18 protein-coding genes are annotated in these 18502 nt (G+C 73.9%); 8 read left to right on the top strand and 10 right to left on the bottom strand.

Annotated elements, in window-relative coordinates; all coding sequences use genetic code 11:
• Window positions 1-34 precede the first annotated feature (34 nt).
• From ABT026_RS28525 to ABT026_RS28510, 4 genes are all read left to right on the top strand, one after another.
• Entirely contained in the window at window positions 35-1138 is a 1104-nt protein-coding gene (locus ABT026_RS28525) for an ABC transporter substrate-binding protein (RefSeq protein ID WP_351118052.1), read from the top strand.
• Between the two features lie 67 nt (window positions 1139-1205).
• Window positions 1206-1997, top strand: coding sequence for an ABC transporter ATP-binding protein (locus ABT026_RS28520; RefSeq protein ID WP_351118051.1), 792 nt, complete (start codon window positions 1206-1208; stop codon window positions 1995-1997).
• Window positions 1984-2889, top strand: coding sequence for an ABC transporter permease (locus tag ABT026_RS28515; protein WP_351118049.1), 906 nt, complete (start codon window positions 1984-1986; stop codon window positions 2887-2889). Before ABT026_RS28520 ends, ABT026_RS28515 begins: the two co-directional genes overlap by 14 nt.
• Before the next feature lie 11 nt (window positions 2890-2900).
• Window positions 2901-3668, top strand: coding sequence for a sirohydrochlorin chelatase (locus ABT026_RS28510; protein ID WP_351118048.1), 768 nt, complete (start codon window positions 2901-2903; stop codon window positions 3666-3668).
• Window positions 3669-3675: 7 nt separating this feature from the next.
• On the opposite strand, the gene ABT026_RS28505 is transcribed toward ABT026_RS28510, so the two are convergent.
• On the bottom strand, window positions 3676-4224 hold the full coding sequence (locus ABT026_RS28505) for a DUF1697 domain-containing protein (RefSeq protein ID WP_351118047.1): 549 nt from the start codon (window positions 4222-4224) through the stop codon (window positions 3676-3678).
• 65 nt (window positions 4225-4289) lie between these two features.
• Here ABT026_RS28505 and ABT026_RS28500 point away from each other — a divergent pair, with 65 nt between their 5' ends.
• Window positions 4290-4817 carry a flavoprotein gene (locus tag ABT026_RS28500; RefSeq protein ID WP_351118046.1) on the top strand — a complete coding sequence of 176 codons (528 nt, stop codon included), beginning with the start codon at window positions 4290-4292 and terminating at the stop codon, window positions 4815-4817.
• Window positions 4818-5007: 190 nt separating this feature from the next.
• Here ABT026_RS28500 and mgt read toward each other — a convergent pair whose 3' ends face one another.
• From mgt to ABT026_RS28480, 4 genes are all read right to left on the bottom strand, one after another.
• Window positions 5008-6225: a macrolide-inactivating glycosyltransferase gene (gene mgt, locus ABT026_RS28495; protein ID WP_351118045.1), complete on the bottom strand. Its 1218-nt coding sequence runs from the start codon at window positions 6223-6225 to the stop codon at window positions 5008-5010.
• 65 nt (window positions 6226-6290) lie between these two features.
• The gene (locus ABT026_RS28490; protein WP_351118073.1) at window positions 6291-7100 is read right to left on the bottom strand and encodes an ABC transporter ATP-binding protein; all 810 of its coding nucleotides are present in this window, start codon (window positions 7098-7100) and stop codon (window positions 6291-6293) included.
• A 70-nt stretch (window positions 7101-7170) separates the two neighbouring features.
• Window positions 7171-8289: a FecCD family ABC transporter permease gene (locus tag ABT026_RS28485; protein WP_351118044.1), complete on the bottom strand. Its 1119-nt coding sequence runs from the start codon at window positions 8287-8289 to the stop codon at window positions 7171-7173.
• On the bottom strand, window positions 8286-9380 hold the full coding sequence (locus tag ABT026_RS28480; protein ID WP_351118043.1) for a FecCD family ABC transporter permease: 1095 nt from the start codon (window positions 9378-9380) through the stop codon (window positions 8286-8288). Before ABT026_RS28480 ends, ABT026_RS28485 begins: the two co-directional genes overlap by 4 nt.
• Window positions 9381-9476: 96 nt before the next feature.
• Here ABT026_RS28480 and ABT026_RS28475 point away from each other — a divergent pair, with 96 nt between their 5' ends.
• Window positions 9477-10448: an ABC transporter substrate-binding protein gene (locus ABT026_RS28475; RefSeq protein ID WP_351118042.1), complete on the top strand. Its 972-nt coding sequence runs from the start codon at window positions 9477-9479 to the stop codon at window positions 10446-10448.
• Between the two features lie 253 nt (window positions 10449-10701).
• Here ABT026_RS28475 and ABT026_RS28470 read toward each other — a convergent pair whose 3' ends face one another.
• From ABT026_RS28470 to ABT026_RS28460, 3 genes are all read right to left on the bottom strand, one after another.
• Entirely contained in the window at window positions 10702-11301 is a 600-nt protein-coding gene (locus ABT026_RS28470; protein ID WP_351118041.1) for a TlpA family protein disulfide reductase, read from the bottom strand.
• 488 nt (window positions 11302-11789) lie between these two features.
• Window positions 11790-12005, bottom strand: coding sequence for a hypothetical protein (locus ABT026_RS28465; RefSeq protein ID WP_351118040.1), 216 nt, complete (start codon window positions 12003-12005; stop codon window positions 11790-11792).
• Window positions 12006-12105: 100 nt separating this feature from the next.
• Complete coding sequence (locus tag ABT026_RS28460) at window positions 12106-12471, bottom strand: MDR/zinc-dependent alcohol dehydrogenase-like family protein (protein ID WP_351118039.1); 366 nt, start codon at window positions 12469-12471, stop codon at window positions 12106-12108.
• Between the two features lie 191 nt (window positions 12472-12662).
• On the opposite strand from ABT026_RS28460, the gene ABT026_RS28455 reads away from it, so the two are divergent.
• The gene (locus tag ABT026_RS28455; RefSeq protein WP_351118038.1) at window positions 12663-13664 is read left to right on the top strand and encodes a helix-turn-helix domain-containing protein; all 1002 of its coding nucleotides are present in this window, start codon (window positions 12663-12665) and stop codon (window positions 13662-13664) included.
• Window positions 13665-13979: 315 nt separating this feature from the next.
• Window positions 13980-16403, top strand: coding sequence for a helix-turn-helix transcriptional regulator (locus ABT026_RS28450; RefSeq protein WP_351118037.1), 2424 nt, complete (start codon window positions 13980-13982; stop codon window positions 16401-16403).
• A gap of 19 nt (window positions 16404-16422) precedes the next feature.
• Here ABT026_RS28450 and ABT026_RS28445 read toward each other — a convergent pair whose 3' ends face one another.
• Both ABT026_RS28445 and ABT026_RS28440 read right to left on the bottom strand, forming a co-directional pair.
• Complete coding sequence (locus ABT026_RS28445) at window positions 16423-17151, bottom strand: gamma-glutamyl-gamma-aminobutyrate hydrolase family protein (RefSeq protein WP_351118036.1); 729 nt, start codon at window positions 17149-17151, stop codon at window positions 16423-16425.
• On the bottom strand, window positions 17148-18488 hold the full coding sequence (locus tag ABT026_RS28440) for a PLP-dependent aminotransferase family protein (protein ID WP_351118035.1): 1341 nt from the start codon (window positions 18486-18488) through the stop codon (window positions 17148-17150). The genes ABT026_RS28445 and ABT026_RS28440 overlap by 4 nt, the downstream gene beginning before the upstream one ends.
• Window positions 18489-18502 lie beyond the last annotated feature (14 nt).

Here is an 18502-nt window from a genome sequence, read left to right as displayed (position 1 = left end):
GGTGACCGCCGGGCCACCGAGAGGACACCCTCCCGTGCCTGCCAACCGCTCCCTGTTCCGCCGGGGCCTCGCCGTGGCGGCCGTGCTGCCGCTGCTGGCGCTCGGCGCCTGCGGCTACGGCTCGCAGGCGAAGGACGACGCGTCCGACGTCGTCCCGGTGGGGGAGAAGACCGACGGCCTGGACACCGTGCGCATCGGCTACTTCGGCAACCTCACGCACGCCACCCCGCTGGTCGCCCACCGGAAGGGCTTCTTCCAGCAGGAACTCGGCGGCACCGAGGCCTCGTACCACGTCTTCGGCGCCGGCCCGTCCGCGATCGAGGCGCTCAACTCCGGCTCCGTCGATGTCGCCTGGATCGGACCCTCCCCGGCGATCAACGGCTTCACCAGGTCGGAGGGCAAGAACCTGCGGATCATCGGCGGTTCCGCGTCCGGCGGCGTCAAGCTGGTGGTCGACCCGAAGAGGATCGGGTCGCTCGCGGACGTCAAGGGCAAGCGGATCGCCACCCCGCAGCTCGGCAACACCCAGGACGTGGCCTTCCTCCACTGGATCTCCGAGCAGGGCTGGACGGCCGACGCGCAGAGCGGCAAGGGCGACGTCTCCGTCGTCCGCTCCGACAACCGGGTGACCCCGGGCGCCTTCGCGTCCGGCTCGATCGACGGCGCCTGGGTGCCCGAGCCGACCGCCTCCAAGCTGGTCGCCGAGGGCGGCGAGGTGCTCCTCGACGAGAGCAGCCTGTGGCCGGACCAGAAGTTCGTGATCACCAACATCGTCGTCTCGCAGACGTTCCTCGCCGAGCACCCCGAGGCCGTCGAGGCGGTGCTGCGGGCGTCCGTGAAGACCAACGCGTGGATCGACGCCCACCCCGCCGACGCCAAGCAGGCCGCCAACGCCCAGCTGGAGGAGGACTCCGGCAAGGCGCTGCCCGCCGAGATCCTCGACCCCGCGTGGGAGTCGATCCAGGTCACCGACGACCCGCTGGCCGCCACCCTCGAGACCCAGGCGGCCCACGCCGTGGACGCCGGACTGCTCGAGAGCCCGCTGCTGGACGGCATCTACGACCTGCGCCCGCTCAACGCGGTCCTGAAACAGGCGGGGAAGCCCGCCGTCGACGACGCAGGCCTCGGTGCCGGCTGACCGCGGCGGCACCGGCGGCCGCGCCGAACGACCCCACCCACCCGTGAGCTTTCCCCAGGAGGTGACCATGGCGACCATCACCCTCGCCACGGCCGAGGACCACCGGACCGACGTCCGCAGTGCCGCGCGCATCGAGCACGTCTCCAAGTCCTTCGCCGGGCCCACCGGAACCCAGCTCGTGCTGGACGACATCACCCTCGACGTCGCCCCCGGCGAGTTCGTCACCCTCCTCGGGGCGTCCGGCTGCGGCAAGTCCACCCTGCTCAACCTGGTGGCCGGCCTCGACCGGCCCACCGCGGGCGACATCACCACCGACGGGCGCCCCGCCCTGATGTTCCAGGAGCACGCCCTGTTCCCCTGGCTGACCGCCGGGAAGAACATCGAACTCGCCCTGAAGCTGCGGGGGGTCGAGAAGAACCTGCGTCGCGAGCGTGCCGAGGAACTCCTCGAGCTGGTCCGGCTCAAGGGCGCCTACGACAAGCGCGTGCACGAGCTGTCCGGCGGCATGCGCCAGCGCGTCGCCCTGGCCCGCGCGCTCGCCCAGGACAGCCGGCTGCTGCTGATGGACGAGCCGTTCGCCGCGCTCGACGCCATCACCCGCGACGTGCTGCACGACGAACTCACCCGCATCTGGCGGGAGACCAACCTCTCGGTCCTCTTCGTGACCCACAACGTGCGCGAGGCGGTGCGGCTCGCCCAGCGGGTGGTGCTGCTCTCCTCCCGGCCCGGCCGGATCGCCCGCGAATGGCGCGTCGACATCCCGTACCCGCGCCGCATCGAGGACGCCGCGGTCGCGGAGCTGTCACTGGAGATCACCGAACAACTCCGTGGGGAGATCCGCCGACATGGCCAGCACTGACACCACCGCCGTCACCAGTGAAGACCGGCAGGCGGACGACACCGCCGGACTCGAGGCGGGCCTGGACGCCCTGGAGTCGGTGGAGACCGGGCGCACCCCGCTGCGGCAGACCCTGCTGCAGAAGGTCCTCCCGCCGGTCGTCGCCGTGCTGCTCGTCGTCCTGGTCTGGCAGCTCCTGGTCTCGCTGAAGATCGTCGACGACCCGACCAAGCTGCCCGCGCCCGCGGACGTGTGGGCCGAGATCGAGGAGTCCTGGCTCCAGGGCGAACTGCTCGGCTACATCTGGACCAGCGTCTCCCGCGGCCTGCTCGGCTTCCTGCTGGCGCTCGTCATCGGCACGCCGCTCGGACTGCTCGTCGCCCGGGTGAAGTTCGTGCGCGCCGCGATCGGACCGATCCTCTCCGGCCTCCAGTCGCTGCCCTCGGTCGCCTGGGTGCCGCCGGCCGTCATCTGGCTCGGCCTGAACAACTCCATGATGTACACGGTGATCCTGCTCGGCGCGGTGCCCTCCATCGCGAACGGACTCGTCTCCGGCGTCGACCAGGTGCCCCCGCTGTTCCTGCGGGCCGGCCGCACCCTGGGCGCCACCGGGCTGAAGGGCGCCTGGCACATCGTGATGCCGGCCGCGCTGCCCGGCTACGTGGCCGGCATGAAGCAGGGCTGGGCGTTCTCCTGGCGCTCCCTGATGGCCGCCGAGATCATCGCCTCCTCGCCCGATCTCGGCATCGGGCTGGGCCAGTTGCTGGAGAACGGCCGCAACGCCTCCTCCATGTCGCTGGTCTTCCTCGCCATCATCCTGATCCTGGTCGTCGGCATCGCCATCGACCTGCTGATCTTCAGTCCCCTGGAGCGGCGGATCCTGCGCGGCCGCGGCCTCCTCGTCAAGAGCTGAACGGTCCTGCCATGCACCACGCCTCCGCCCGCCCCGTCCTGCTGGTCATCGCCCACGGAAGCCGCGACCCGCGCCACGCCGCGACCGTCCACGCCCTGGTGGAGCGGGTGCGGGAACAGCGGCCCGGCCTGCGGGTGGAGACCTCGTTCCTCGACTTCAACGTGCCCTCGGTGACCGGGGCGCTGGAGTCGCTGGCCGCCGAGGGGGTGCGCGACGTGGTCGCCCAGCCGCTGCTGCTCACCCGCGCCTTCCACGCCAAGGCCGACATCCCGGCCGTGCTCCGCCAGGCCCCGGCCCGGCTGCGGATCACCACCGCCGAGGTGCTGGGCCCCGACCCGCTGCTCCTCGCGGCGCTGGAGCGTCGGCTGCACGAGGCGGGGCTCACCCCCGCCGACAGGCCCGCCACGGGGATCGTCCTCGCGTCGGCGGGCTCCACGGACCCGGAGGCGATCGCGGTGATCGCTGAAATCGCGCGGGAGCTGCGGCACACCGGTTGGTGCGCCGTGCGACCCGCGTTCGCCTCCGCGGCATCTCCCGAGGGCTTCCCCCGCACCGAGGACGCGGTACGGCGGCTCCGCGCCGCCGGCTGCGCACGGGTGGCCGTCGCGCCCTACGTCCTGGCCCCCGGCCGCCTCCCCGACCGCATCGCGGCCGGCGCCGCGTCCGCCGGGGCCGACGTCCTCGCGGGCGTCCTCGGCCCGTCCCCCGAGGTCGCCCGGGTCCTCCTCGCCCGCTACGACGCGGCCCGCCTCCCCGCGCTGAGCGCGCTGGGGGCGTGACGGCGCCTCAGGGCGCCGCAGTCAGCTCGGCCAGTTTCAGGACCGTGTTCCAGTTGCGGGTGGTGGCGGTCAGGCCCTTCACCAGACGGGGCCTGGACAGCTGGACGGCGAGCTTGGAGCGGCCCATGCCGTCCGGGAGGTACAGGTAGACGGCCCGGTCGCCGAGGCGGAACTGCTCCGGGAGGAACGCCTCGCGGTCCACCTCCGCGTACCGGTCCTCCTCCACGGCCCGGTCGAGGAAGGTGACGTGCAGCTGCTTGCCCTCCAACTCGGCTGCCGGGAAAGGGCAATCGGCGACGACGCCGGCCAGGTAGGCGTGGTCGCGGACCAGCACGTCGCAGGCGTAGGAGAACCGCTTCTCCAGCGCGGCGCCCAGCTCCGCGGCCAGCGCCTCCTCGTCGCCGCCCGCGGCGGTGAACACCGCCTGGCCGCTCTGCAGGTACGTCCGCACGTCCTCGTGCCCGAGCTCCTCGAGCACGGCCCGCAGTTCGGCCATCGGCATCTTCCGGCCGCCGCCCACGTTCACCCCGCGCAGCAGGGCCGCATACCTCGTCATGGCGTCACCCTACGGCGGAACCCCTGTGCTTGCCGGGAGTTGGCGGCCCGGTGTGGACTGCACGGGTGACGACGACCAGGACGCTGTACGTGATCGGCTGCGCCGCGCCGCCGCTGGACCGGCTGGACGTGGGGGTGCGCCTCGCGCGGGAGGCCGGCTGGCGGGTGTGCGTGCTGCTGACGCCCGCCGCCCGCCGGTGGGTGGGGGACCCGGACGCCCTCGCGGCCCGCACCGGGGCGTCGGTGCGCTGGGAGTACGGCGCCGGCGCGGACGACGCCCTGCCCGCGCCGGACGCCCTGCTCGCCGCCCCGCTCACTGTCAACTCGCTGGCCCGCTGGGCCTGCGCGATGTGCGACAGCCGGGCCCTGCTCGCGCTCACCGAAGGGCTCGGCCGCGGACTGCCGGCCGTGGCCCTGCCGTACTTCAACGACGCCCTCGCCGCCCACCCCGCTGTCGCCCGGCACGTGGCGTTCCTGCGGGAGGCGGGCGTGCGGGTGCTCCTGGGCGAGGGCGGGTTCGTGCCGCATCCGCCGCGCGAGGACGACGTGGCCGCGTACCCGTGGCAGGCGGCCGTCGACGCGCTCCCACGCTGACCGGCCCGCGGCGGACGTCTCTCGCCCCGGAGGGCCTGCCACGCCTCGGAGCCGGGCCGACGCCCCGGCGGACGGCCGATGCGATGACGGACGGCCGATGCCTCGGTGGGCGGGCAAGGCCTTGGCGGGCGGGCCGTCGGGCGGTGCGGCCTCGGTGAGGGCTCCTCGGTTTCCGGGCCGCGCCGCATGATCAGACGGAGAGGCCCTCACCGCCGGGCAGCTCCGCCTCGATCAGGTCGGCGGCGCGCCGGGTGCCGCCCTCCTCGGCCATCTCCGCGCGGATCGCGGACAGGCGGGCGGCCACCTCGGGGTCGTCGACCAGGTCCAGGGCCGCCGCGCGCAGCGACTCGGCGGTGGCCTCCTCCGCGGGGAGATGCCGGGCGACGCCGAGGCCCGCGAGCGCGTCCGCGTTCATGAACTGGTCCGCCGCCTGCGGGACCGCGATCATCGGGGTGGCGCTCGCCAGGCCCTCCTGGCTGCCGCCGGCGCCCGCGTGGGTGACGAACAGGTCGGCCTCGGCGAGGATCGCGCGCTGCGGCACCCAGTCGTGGACCTCCACCGAGGCGGGCACCGCGCCCAGTTCCGCCGGGTCGACGTGCCTGCCGATCTGCAGCACCGTGTGCCAGCCGGGCAGGTCGCCGAACGCCTGCACGCACTCCCGGTAGAAGTCGGGCCGCTTGGTGAAGGCGGAGCCGAGCGACACCAGGACGACCTTCGCGGCCCCGGCCGGGCGCTCCCAGCCGGCCTGCGCCGCCGCCTCGTCCTGGCAGGCGCCGACGAAGGCGTAGACGTCCTCGTTCACCCGGTCGGCGTTGGGCTGCAGGGCCTTGGGGATGAGGACCAGGGCCCGGTCGGGGCGCCCGCCGAAGGTGTCCGGGTCCAGCGGCACGCCGTGGTCGTCCAGCCACTTCTGGAACCGGGCGTAGTAGGCCTGCCCGCGCGGCGTCCTCCGAGGTTCCTCCCACAGCGGCTCGCCCACCTCCTTCTCGTACCCCTCCCAGGCGACCATGGCGGGGGAGAGGCAGACCGCGGGCACGCCCCAGCGGTGGGCGAGGACGCGCGCGGGGTAGGCCGCGATGTCGTACAGCACCAGGTCGGGCCGGTCGCCCTCGTAGGCCGCCTCGAGCTGCGGGAGCGCCTGGATCGCGTCGTCGAGGAACGGCTCGACGTTGTCCAGCAGGGTGGAACCCCAGGCCTCCGGCGGGTCCTCCGGGGAGGGCAGGGTGGAGTTCCAGGGCCTGACCTCCGCGCCGGTGACGGCGACCTTCTCCGCGAAGACCGGTGGGATCGCGTAGCTGACGCGATGCCCGCGCCCTACCAACTCCCGGATCACTTCCAGGCTCGGGTTCACGTGGCCGTGGGCGGCGATGGAGAACATGGCGATGTGCGCGGCGCGGGAGGTGGTCATGCCCCGAACCTAACCGGGCCGGATGCGCGTTTCACCCCGTTTTCGCGAGCCTACGGCCGCCGGGATCAGGGTCGGTCGGCCGGGACGCGGGCCGCGGGGACGACGACGGGGGAGCCGTCGCCCGGGGCGGTGAGGATGTCGGCGTCGACGCCGTACAGCTCCTTCACCAGGGCGGCGGTGACGACCTCGCGGGGCGCCCCCTCGGCGACGACCCTGCCCTCCTTCATGGCGACCACCGTGTCGGCGTACCGCGCGGCCAGCGCGAGGTCGTGGAGGACCATCACCACCGTGCGCCCGGCGGCGGCGACCTCGCGCACCAGTTCCAGGACGTCCACCGCGTGGCCGAGGTCGAGGGCGGAGGTCGGCTCGTCGAGGAGCACCACCGGCGTCTCCTGGGCCAGCACCACCGCCAGCCAGCAGCGCTGCCGCTGGCCACCGGAGAGGCGGTCCACCCTGTGGCCGGCCAGCTCCAGCGTGCCGGTGGCCTCCAGGGCGGCGCGCACCGCGGCCTCGTCCTCGCGGGACCACTGGCGCAGCAGCCCCTGGTGCGGGTGACGGCCGTAGCGCACCAGCCCCGCCACGGTGACCGCCTCGGGCGCGGTGGGCGCCTGCGGCAGCAGGCCGATGCGGCGGGCGGCGGTGCGGCGCTTCAGCTTCCGGACGTCCTCCTCGCCCACCCGCACGGTGCCGGCCTCGGGGTCGTGCAGCCTGGCCATGGAGCGCAACAGGGTCGACTTGCCGCAGCCGTTGGGGCCGACGATCGCGACGACCTTCCCGGCGGGCACCGACAGGTCGACGCCGTCGACCACACGCCGGCCGCCGTACCCGGCGACCAGGCCCTGGACCTCCAGGCGGAGGCCCTCGGCGGAGCTCATGGGGCTCAAGACGGATGTTCCTCTCAGGGGTTCAGGCACGACACGGGGCGCGGGCACGGGGCGTGGGCGCTCAGACGGTCTCGGAGCTGTCGCGGAACAGCACCCACAGCAGGAAGGGCCCGCCGAGCACGCTGGTGACGACGCCGACGGGGATCTCCACCGGGGCGACGACCCGGCCCAGCGCGTCCGCCGCCGCGATCAGCACCGCGCCGGCCAGCGCGGAGCCGAGGACGGGAACCCGGGTCGGCCCGGCCAGCCGGGACGCCACGATCGGCGCGGCCAGCGCGACGAAGGCGATGGGGCCGCCGACGCCGACCGCGCAGCCCGACAGGGCGACCGCCAGGGCGAGCGCCGCCCCGCGGGTGCGCCGCAGGTCGACGCCGAGGCTCGCGGCGAGTTCGTCGTCCAGCCGCAGCAACTGGAGCCGGTTGCCCGCGGCCAGGGCGAGCGGCACCAGGACGACCAGCACCCACAGCAGCGGGGTGCCGACGGACCAGTCACGGCCGTTGAGGCTGCCCACGGTCCACAGGAAGACGCCGCCGGCCGTGTTGTCGTTCTCCCGGGACATCACCAGGTCGGTGACGGCGCCGATCACCGTGGAGACGCCGATGCCGACCACCAGCACCCGGTGGCCGCGGGTGCCGACGCCGCCCGCGCACAGCACCACCAGCGCGGCGGCCGCGGCGGCGCCCAACGGGCCCAGCCACCAGTCGCCGATGGTCCCCGTGCTGGAGCCGACCACGGAGGCCACCACCACGGCGGTCGCGCCCTCGTTGACGCCGATCACGTCGGGGGTGGCGAGGCGGTTGCCGGCCAGGGTCTGCAGCAGGCAGCCCGCCATGCCGAGCGCGGCGCCCACCAGCAGCGCCACCATGATGCGCGGCAGCCGGAAGTCCCGCACCAGCATCACCGTCGCGGCGTCGCCGGTGCCGAGAAGGCCCTCGACGGTGCGGGCGAAGCTCATGCCGGTGGAGCTGGCGAACGAGGCCAGCGCGACCACGACCACGCCGAGCAGCAGCAGACCGAGGGCGACCACGGCGGTGCGGCGGGGGAACAGCCAGGAGATCCGGCCGGCCCGCACCACCGTGCTGTCGGGGGGCGTCACGTCGGGGGCGGGGGAGGCCGTGCCCGCGTCCGGGGCGGGCGTCTTCGCGCCGGGACCGGACGCGCGCGTGCCGGAGAGCGTCATGCCGCGCCTCCCGCGGTGGAGAACCGCCGGGAGCGGGCGATCCAGATCAGCAGCGGGCCGCCGATGAAGGCGAGCAGCACGCTGACCGGCGTCTCCCAGGGACGGATGACGACCCGGGCGAGGATGTCCGCCGCGATCATCACGCATGCCCCGACCAGCCCGGAGAGCGTCAACTGTCCTTCGATGCGCGGACCGGTGACGGCGCGCGCCACGTAAGGGGCGAGCAGCCCGAGGAAGGCGATCGGCCCGGCCAGGGCGACGGCGCAGCCGGCCAGCAGGGTGACCGCGACGGCGACCACCAGCCGGACCCGGCCGGGGTGGTGGCCGAGGGCACGGGCGCTGTCGTCACCGAGGGCGAGCGCGGCCAGCGGCCGTGAACTGCCGTAGGCGATCAGCAGACCGAGCGCGATCAGCGGCAGCAGCGGGTAGGTGTCGGAGGTCTCCACGCCCGCCAGGGAACCGATGGTCCAGTAACGGTAGACGTCGAAGGTCGACCGGGTGCCCAGCAGGACGTACGAGGTCATGCCGTGGAAGGTGGCGCCCAGCGCGGAGCCCGCCAGCACCAGCTTCAGCGGCGAGCCCGCCGCGCGCCCCGAGGCGGCCAGCAGCAGGACCACCGCGCTGGCCGTCATCCCGCCGAGCAGCGCGCACACCAGCACGCCGTAGGGCGACTTCACGCCGAGATAGGTGAGACCGACGACCACGCCCAGCGCCGCGCCGGAGTTGACGCCCAGCAGGCCCGTCTCGGCGAGCGGATTGCGGGTGGCCGCCTGGAGCAGACAGCCCGCGACGCCCAGCGAGGCGCCGACCAGGACGGCGGCGACGGTGCGCGGCAGGCGGACGTCGACCACGGCCAGCCGGAGTTGGGCGTCCGCGCGGGCCGAGGGCTCGCCCAGCAGGAAGTCCCAGGCGCGGGCGACGGGACTGTTTCCGGTGCCGATGAGCAACGACAGCAGGACACAGACCAGGAGCGCGCCCAGGAGACCGAGGGCCGTCCAGAGCGTGGGCCGGTGCAGGCGGCGTCCGGGCGGCCGGCCCGCCGGCCGGGGCGGGGAGGTTGGCTCACCTACCCCTACGTGCGCAGTCAGCATTAGGTTAGCCTAACCTACGAAACGCCGGGCGGATGTGACGCGCATCTGCCTTTGCCGCCCTCGCCGTTCGATGTTCCGGAGTGCCCGATCATGCGTATGAATGCCCGAATCTCCCGAGTCAGGGTGGCCGCCACCGTCGCCGCCGTCGCGGGCGCGCTGACGCTGACCGCCTGCGGAGGGACCACCGATGACGGTGCCGACGGTGCCGCGGAGGGCGGCGACAAGGGCGCGAAGGTGAGCGTCACCGACGCCACCGGCAAGAAGGTCGAGGTGCCCGAGTCCCCGAAGCGCGTGCTCGCGCTCAGCGAGATGGACCTGGACTCCTCGCTGGCCCTCGGCGTCAAGCCGGTCGGCCTCACCGCGGGTCGCGGCCAGCAGGGCGCCCCCGCCTACCTGACCGAGCAGGCCGCGGGCATCCCGGTCGTCGGCGCCGTCACCGGCCCGGACATCGAGAAGGTCGTCGAGGCGAAGCCGGACGTCATCCTGGCCGGCCAGATGGCCGACGAGCAGGTGCTCGAGCAGCTCCAGGCGATCGCCCCGACCGTCGTCACCATCGACGACACCAAGAACTGGAAGAAGGCGCTCGAGATCACCGGGCAGGTGCTCGGCAAGGAGAACGAGGCCAGGACCTTCCTCTCCGACTACGACGCCAAGGCCGAGGCCCTGGAGAGCAAGCTGGGCGACAAGGCCGGCGCGGAGGTCTCCGTCGCCCGCTACTCGCCCAAGGGCACCGCGGTGATGCAGCAGGGCGTGTTCATCTCCGACGTGCTGAACGACCTCGGCTTCGAGCGCCCCGGCATCCAGAAGGAGAAGGGCGAGGGCCATTCCACGCCGCTCAGCGACGAGAACCTCTCCGAGATCGACGGCGACTGGCTGTTCATCGGCACCCTCACCCCGGCCGACGGCACCCTGCTCGACGAGCTCCAGGCCAAGCCGGCCTTCGCCCAGCTGGACGCCGTGAAGACCGGCTCGGTGACCGAGATCGACGGCTCCAAGTGGACCAGCCTCGGCGGCGCGCTCGCCGCGGTGTCCGTGCTGGAGGACATCGAGAAGGCCATGGTCAAGTAAGGCCCGGCGCGCCCCGCTCGGCCTCGGTCCGGCACTCTCGCAGCGGCGAGGACTGCCGGACCTCGGCATGCCCCCGCCCGGCCCGCCCCACCTACGGTGGGCGGGCCGGGCGGGGGAGCGGAAAGCAGGGCGGGGCGGCACTGCGCCTGGGCGGCCACCGCGGCGACGGTGGTCACGGCGCTGGTCGGAGGGCGCAAGGACGAGGCCGGTCGAGGCACTTCGGCCCTCTGACCCGAGCTCGGGCAAGGCCCCGTCAGCCCTCGGCGAGCACCGGGTCGATCAACCCGCGCAGCCCTTCGTGCGACAGCGGTCCCACGGCGCGTGCGGCGACCCGCCCCTCCCGGTCCACGACCACCGTGGAGGGCACGCCCTGCGGGGGCAGGGTCCCCTTCGGGAAGCCGGACAGCAGGAGTTCGCCGGTGGGGTCGTACAGGCTGGGGTAAGTCGCACCGTACCTCTCCTCGAAGGCGACGGCACGGTCGGCGTCGTTGTCGCGCGTGTTGATGCCCACGAAGCGCACGCCGTCGCTCCGGGTCTCCTCGGCGGCCCGCACCAGGTGGGGCATCTCAGCCCGGCACGGCCCGCACCAGGAGGCCCAGACGTTGATCACGACGATCTCTCCCCGGTGGTCGGCGACGTCCAGCCGCTGCCCGGCCAGGGTCTCGCCACGGATCTCGCCCACCGGGCGGCGCTCGTCCTCGGCGACCACGGTCACCCCGGCGGTCGTCCCGCCTCCGGTGGCGCGTGCCCGGTCCTCCCCGCCCGCCCCGTTGCCGCAGGCGGCCAGATGCAGGGACCCGGTCGCGGCGAGGGCGATCGTCAGGGCCATCCGTGACACACGGGCGCGCTTCATGCCGGGCAGCCTCGCACAGCCCTCCGCGCGACGCCGTCCCGGGTACCGCGTGCGGTCGAGGACGAGGTCGGCCGGAGCCTCGTCCCGTCGCCCCCCGGGGCCGACGGTGACTCCTTCGACGGCGAGTCCTGGGGGTGTGCGAGTCGGCTGCCGGCGAAGGAACCGACCACTGCCGGCACCGGCGCCTGGCGCACTTTGTCCCGGACGGCCGTCACACGTGCGAGGCCGCGGCGACGGCAGGGCGCCCGGTGCGCCTCCTCGCGCTGCCGGCGCTGGACGACGGCCAGGCGGAGCGGGGGCGCTGCCTCGAGCTGCCGGCCCTGCCCGGCCGGGCCCCGGCGGCGCGGAGCGAGCGGGGGAGCGGCTCGCCCGGCAAGGGGCGTAGCGGCTCGGCAGGAAGGGGGGAGCGGCTCGGCGGGTAGCGGCGGTGCGGCTCGCCCGGCAAGGGGCGGTGCGGCTCGCCGGGTAGGGGGAGCGACTCGGCGTGACTAGTCCCAGCCGGTGGTGTCCTTGCCCGTGACGGGTCCGTCGGTCGTACGCGTGCCGGTCTCCGCCTCGTCGGTCGTACCGTCGGTCGCCCGTACCACGGTGGCGGAGGAGCCCTCGCCGTGGGTCACCGCGAGGGTCGCGCCGGTGGCGGGCAGGGCGACCAGGGCGAGCGTCACGCCGAGGCCGCGGACGGTGCGGAGGAGGGACTGGGACATGGGGACTCCCTGTTGCTCGAAGCGGGGTGGCGGTGACTCCCCGGGGTGTGGCCCGGCGTCACCTGCTGACATCGACAAGCTTCACGGCGGCGGGCACGGTTCACCAGGCGTCAGGGGTGGCCGTATCCGTCCTTCGCCTATTCCGTCCAGACTCGCGCGGAGGCTGGAGCATCCGGTCGAAGGCCTCGGGCACCAGAGCGCTGGAGCAGCCGAGGATCGCGGCCCGGTGCAGGGTGGGCTCGGCGTCCAGCGCGCGGCGCGCGACGGCGTTCGCGGTGTCCTCGCCGGCGTCGACGGAGGAGGTGTTCATCCAGAAGCCCACCGTGAGTTCGCCGTCCTCCTCCAGGTGGACGCTGATGTGCTCGACGCCTTCCCCGAGGAGCGCTCGGGAGTGGAAGGCGTGCTTCAGCCACTCGCGATCGTCCACGGGCCCGTCGAGCCGGATCCGCACATGTACCAGATTCACCTCGGCCACACTTCCGTAGATCACAGGTGGACGACAGGGACATTCCTGGACCATTTATGCAGCGGCCTGAAGCGGCCACCGCAAGTCCTTGATCGAACTTCTGCCGAGCTCACTTGATCACCTGCGTCCGGAGGCCGGATCCGGTAAGACTGGAGACAAGACGCATGTCTTTTGCCGCGGGGAGGCGTTCGTTGCTCGAAGTCCTGGGTCTGGACGAAGTCTGCGAGTCCGTCTACCGGACGATCCTGTCGCATCCGGAGAGCGATTTCGTCGATCTGCGGGAGAAGGTGGGGCTTCCCGAGGAGAGACTGCGTCAGGCGTTGGACCAGCTCAGCGAACTGGCGCTCGTGCGCCCCGCTGCCGGCCTGCCCGCCCGCTTCCGTGCGGTGAATCCGGAGGTCGGCATCCAGGCGGTCATCGCACGCCGGCAGGAGAGGGTGACCGCCGAGCAGGGGCGGATCGAGCAACTGCGCTCGGCGGCGGCCCAGTTGTCGGCGGAGTTCGCCACCTCCCGGCTCAGCAAGCAGGCTGAGGGCGTGGAACGCCTGGAGGGCATCGAGGAGATACGGGAACGGATCGCGGTGCTGGTGCGCGACGTCCGGTCGGAAGTCATGACCTTCGCGCCGGGCGGCGGGCAGAGCGAGGCGAGCATGGCCACCGCCAGGCCGCAGGACCAGGCACTGCTGGAGCGCGGGGTGGCCATGCGGACGCTGTACCTCGACAGCGTCCGCAACAGCCCCCCGACGGTGGCGTACGCGAAGTGGCTCTCGGAGTTGGACAGTCAGGTCCGCACCGCGCCCTCGCTGCCCGTCCGGCTGATGATCCTGGACCGCCGGACCGCCATCATCCCGGTCGACGAGGGCGACAGCTCGGCCGGCGCCCTGGTGCTGAGCGGCAGCGGCACCGTCACGGCCCTGTGCGCCCTCTTCGAGAGCATCTGGGACAGCGCCGTCCCCCTCGGCGAGAACGTGAGCCGGGAGCGGGACGAGCGCGGCCTCACCGCCCAGGAGGCCGAGACGCTGCGCCTGCTGGGCCAGGGGCTGACGGACGAGGCGGTCGCCAAGCGGCTCGGCGTCTCCGCCCGCACCGCCCGCCGCATCGCGGCCGACCTGTTGGAGAAGCTCGATGCCAGGAGCCGCTTCCAGGCGGGGGCGAAGGCCGTGGCCAAGGGTTGGCTGACCGCCGGAGAGTGAGTCCGGCACGGCGGGCGTTGGGGCTGGACGGCTTATGACATTGCAGGATTAGGACGTCCGGAGAGGGCTGACAACAGCACCGGGTCAGGGAAAAGTGCTGATCACCGCTGTGGCAGGGAGACAGCCCACTGTCTCCCTCCCCTTCCGCAAAGCCTGCCCCCCGAGGAGTCGTCCGTGCTCCACGCACGATCCACCACCGCAGCCGACGTGTCCGATCGTCCGTCCAGCACGCTCCGGGCCACTGCCCAGCGGTAGTTCTGCGTCGCCGCACACCTCGGGTGATCCCCGAGGCGATCCGCCGAGGAGCTGACAGAAGTGACCTTCGACAACCAATCCCCCGACGATCCGCCCCTGACCCGACTGCCCCGCGCCGTCGTCCGCCCCTCCGCCGGCGGACACCACCAGGACGGCCCGCTCGGCCGGCTTCTCGACCTGTCCGCGGCGGCACCGGTGATCGAGGTGCGGGGCGAGCGCTGGTCGGGCAAGAGCACCCTCCTCGCCGGTCTCTGCCGCCAGGCGGCCGACGGGGGGTGGACGCTCGCCTCCGGCAGCGGAGCGGCCCCCTCGCTCCAGGGTGTCCCCTTCGGTCTCTTCGTCGACGCCCTCGACGACGTGCTCTCCGCGTCCGGCGACTCGGGCGGCGCCGACGGCTGGTCCGAGGAGCGCAGGACGCTGCTGTCCGGCGTGTTCCCCACTCCGGGCAGGCCGCTGCCCCCTGGCCTCTCCGGTGATCCCGTCGGCCGGTACCGGACGTTCCGCGCCACCCGGCAGCTGCTCGAGTCGCTGGGGGCCTCCGGCGGCCTGCTGCTCGTCCTCGACGACGTGCACCGGGCGGACGAGGCGTCCGTGCAACTCCTGTCGTACCTGCTCGTCAACCCGCCGGCCGGGAACGTCGTCATCGCGCTCGCGCACCGCCCGCGCCAGGCGGACCACACCCTGCAGAGCCTGCTGAACCAGGCGGTCGCCGAAGGCCGGGCCCAGCGGCTCAGCCCGCCGCGCCTGTCGGAGGAGGCGGCCCTCGCCCTGCTGCCGGGGGACATCAGCCGGGTCCAGTGCGAGCAGATGCTCGCCGCGTCCGGGCACAACCCCGGTCTGCTGAAGGCGTTCGCCGCCACCCGGACGGTGCACGGCGGGGAGCGGGCCCCGGTCCCGCTGCCGCTCGACCTGCTCACCGACTGTCTGCGGGACTTCCGGACGCTGTCGCCCCTGGGGCGGCTGGTCGTCCAGGCGGCCTCGGTGCTCGGGGACGCCGTCGACCCGGACGTGCTCAAGGACGTCGCGGAGATCGACGACGAGCAGCTGCGCGGCGCGATCGACGAGCTGATCCGCGAGGACCTGCTGCACACCGGTCGCTTCTCCCGCCGGCTGGGCTTCAGCAGCCCACTGCTGCGCGCGGCCGCCTACCAGTCGGCCGGACCCGGATGGCGGCTGGGAGCCCACGACCGGGCAGGCCGCCGGCTCGCGCGGCGCGACAGCGGACCGGTCGAACAGGCCCGGCACCTGGGGCACAGCGCCGTCATGGGCGACGCGGACGGCGTGGACGTCCTGCGCGCCGCGGCGGCCGAGATCCTGTGGGCGGACCCCGGTCAGGCGGCGACATGGGCCCGCACCGCGCTGGACCTGTGCGGGCGCACGCACGACACGGGGCGCGAACGCCTCCTGCTCGCCGGAGCGCTGATCCTCTGCGGACGGCTGCGGGACGGGCTCGCGACGCTGGAGTCCTCGCCGCGGACCCTCTTCACCGCCTGCGCGGCACGGGCCGAGGCGGCGGTGCTGGGGCACACGGCGCTGCGGTACCTGGGCGGCCACGAGGAGGCGCGCGTCCGGCTGGAGGCGGCGCTCGACACGGCCGGCGACGGTTGCCCGGAGCACCGCGCCCTGCTGCTGGGCACCGCGCTGGCCGGATCGCTGGCGTCCGGCCGGACGTGGCCGGACGGCCGGACCGCCGAACTGCTGGACGCCGCCCGCGCTTTGCCGGACACCGGCCGCGGTTGGGCGAGCGCCCTGGCGGCGTCGGACGCCGTGAGGGCGGGCTCCGTCGAGCGGGCCGGCGCGCTCGCGGCCGAGGCCGCCGCCCTGTTCGACGAGGCGACGGACGACGAGGCCGCCCGGCACCTGGACGGACTCCTGCACCTGGCCCGCACGGAGTCCCGGACCGGGTCGGCCGAGGCCGCCCGGGCCCACCGGGAGCGGGGGATGCGCCTCGCGGAGGGCCGTCGGTTCGCCCTGTCCGTGACGCAGTTCGCGATGGACATCGCCGCGGCACAGGAAGGGCGGGGTGAGCGGGACGACGCCGCCCGGCACGCCGCGGCCGCCGCCTGGGCCGCCGCCACGACCGACAGCGCGCCGCTCCTCGCGAACGCCCGCGCCCTGTGCGGGCGTCTCGGTCCGGCCGGCGACCGCGGACCGCTGCGGGCCCTGCCTCCGCGCCCCGGCGAAGGAGTGGCCGCGCCCCCCGCCGCGCCCGCAGCGGCCGGGCCGCCGCGCAGCGAGCTCGGTTCCCTCAGCAAGCGGGAGCTGGAGATCGCCGTGCTGGTCAGCAGCGGCAGGACCAACCAGCAGATCGCCAGGACCCTCGCCGTCAGCCACAAGACGGTCGAGACGCACCTCGGCCGCATCTTCAAGAAGCTGATCGTCTCCTCGCGGGCGGAGGTGGCCGCGATGGTGGGCCGCTCCAGCGGCGTCCGTCACCGGTTCTCCGTCGACCGGATGCCCGGCCCGGCACTCCAGGCGGGCTGACCGCCGTCGCCGGCCCTGCTCACAGGGCCGCGGCGGCGACCGTCCGTGCGGAGGCCGCTCGGGCCGCGCAGGCGGCGACGAACCGGGCGAACAACGCGTCGTCGCAGGACACCTCGGGGTGCCACTGGACGCCCACGACGAACCGCCGTGAGGGGTCCTCGACGGCCTCCGCCAGGCCGTCGTCGCTGCGGCCGGTCACCCGCAGGGCGCCGGGGTCGTCGATCCCCTGGTGGTGGTGCGAGTTCACCCGGGTACGCGGGCCGTACACCTCGGCCATCACGCTTCCGGCGGCGAACTGTGCCGCGTGCTCCCCGAACACCCCCTCGGCGGGGCAGTGTCCGTGGTGCCCGAGCACGTCGGGCAGATGCTGGTGCAGGCTGCCGCCGTACTCCAGGGCCAGCAGTTGCAGCCCCCGGCAGACGCCGAGGACGGGCATGTCCCGTTCCAGGGCGCCGCGCAGCAGGAGCAGTTCGCCGGCGTCCCGCAAGGGCTGGGCCCGGTCCGTCTCCGTATGACGGGGTTGGCCGAGGAGCACCGGGTCGATGTCCACGCCGCCGGGCAGCAGGAGCCCGTCGACCCGGTCCAGCACGTCGGCGTCCAGGTCGTCCGGCGGCAGGACGACCGCGCGGCCCCCGTTCGCGGTGACGCCCCGCACGTAACTCTCGTGGATGACCGCGGCCCGGGCGTCCCAGATGTTCCAGCGGGCCTGCTCCAGGTAGGAGGCGATCGCGACGACGGGGCGGCTCACGAGGCGACCGCCTGGGCGTGGCGCGAGGGGGCGGGCGTCGTGCGCAGGGCGTCCGCGCACAGGGCGAGCGCCGTCTCCAGCAGGGGCGAGGTGCTGTCGACGGCCGCCCCGAAACGGCTGCGCAGGCGCAGTGCCGCGACGCGGTCGGCGAGCTCCTGCGACGGCGCGGTGTCGTGCACCGCCGCGGCGAACACGTCGGCGAGCTCGACCAGGTCGTCGCCGGCCAGCCCCTGGTAGGTCGGCTCGTTCAGGCCGATGCGCACACCCTGACCCGCGAAGCCGGGCAGGCCCGCCATGAAGTTGACCCGCAGACCCGCGGCGAAGAGGCGGTCGCTGGCCGTCTTCGGGGCGACGCCGTCGGCCTCGGTGTCCAGCCACAGCTGGTGCCCGGCCGAGTAGCCGCGGTCCTTCGCCGCCACCGTGATGCCGCGTTCGTCCAGCAGCCGGCCGAAGCGACGGGTGTGGGCGACGACCGCCCGCGCGTACTCGGGCCCGCCGCAGTCGCGGAACTCCAGCAGCGCGATGCCCAGGCCGATGGTCGAGGCGAAGTGGTGGCTGCTGATCAGATAGTCCTGGGTCTCGCGCACCCGCTGGTCGATCGCGGCGTCACGGGTCAGCACGACGGCCTTCTGCGGGCCGGGGAAGGTCTTGTGGGTGGAGCCGCTGAGACTGTCCGCCCCCTCGTCCAGCGGGTTGCGGAAGGCGCCGCCGAGCACCAGCCCGAACCAGTGGCTCGCGTCGACGTGGACCAGGGTGCCCGGGGACGACGCGCGGACGGTGGCCACCAGCGACGCCACGTCCACCGGGAAGAGGCAGTGCGACTGGTCGACGTAGACCAGGGTCGGACGCTCGCGCGCCAGCAGGTGCGCCGCGTGCTCGAGGTCGAGCTCGTGGGGACCGGCGCCGCGCAGGAACTCCACCCGCAGGCCCAGCCGGCGCGCGAGGCTCTCGGTGGCGAAGTGGCCGCCGTTCTCGGGGGCGATGGTCAGGACGGTCGAGCCGGGTTCCCCGCCGAGCGAGGCGAGCACCAGGGCCATCGCGTTGAGGCCGCTGAGCGGCCGGACCGAGACGTGCTCGGCGCGCCCCAGCTCGCGCAGCAGCGGCACCGTGAGGTTCATCTCCAGGTCGCGCAGCCGTTGGCCGCCGCGGAAGTGCCAGCGGTCCGGATGGTCGGACTCGTTGAAGAAGTAGCGGTGGTACGGGTCGAGCAGCAGCGGGAGCTTCGATATCCCCGACATGGCGTTCTCGGACGGCACCATGCTCAGGCCGCGCCGGGCCTCGCTCTCGTTCTCCGCGAGGAGCCGTACGACGTCGTCCAGCGTCACGGCAGTGTTCATGAGGGTGACTCCTG

This window comes from Streptomyces sp. NPDC002734 (genome assembly GCF_040295685.1).
Taxonomy (GTDB): Bacteria; Actinomycetota; Actinomycetes; order Streptomycetales; family Streptomycetaceae; genus Streptomyces.
This window is presented reverse-complemented; position numbering and strand designations above follow the sequence as displayed.